We start from the raw sequence: 214 nt of genomic DNA, 5'->3' as shown, positions 1-214 counted from the left end.
CAAGTTAAGAACAACGTCGATAATGCAAACAAGGATAAGTTCCCAGCTGGCACTACAGTTACAGTAGGTGATGACGGTACAGCTACAGTAACGTACCCAGATGGTTCAAAGGACACCATACCAGGTGACCAATTAGTTCAAGGCCAAAAGGGCAGCACAACTGATGCTGGTAACATTACGCCAACTGTTCCAGGCGACAAGGTAACTGTTAAGG

At 46.3% G+C, this 214-nt stretch carries 1 protein-coding gene; it reads left to right on the top strand.

From position 1 onward, the window contains the following. The coding region (locus tag QOS06_RS10815) for a MiiA motif-containing surface protein (protein ID WP_502868069.1) at positions 1-214 on the top strand (214 nt) is incomplete at both ends.

The organism is Limosilactobacillus sp. DJ3M12, from assembly GCF_947381695.1.
Classification (GTDB): Bacteria; Bacillota; Bacilli; order Lactobacillales; family Lactobacillaceae; genus Limosilactobacillus; species Limosilactobacillus kinnaridis.
This window is presented reverse-complemented; position numbering and strand designations above follow the sequence as displayed.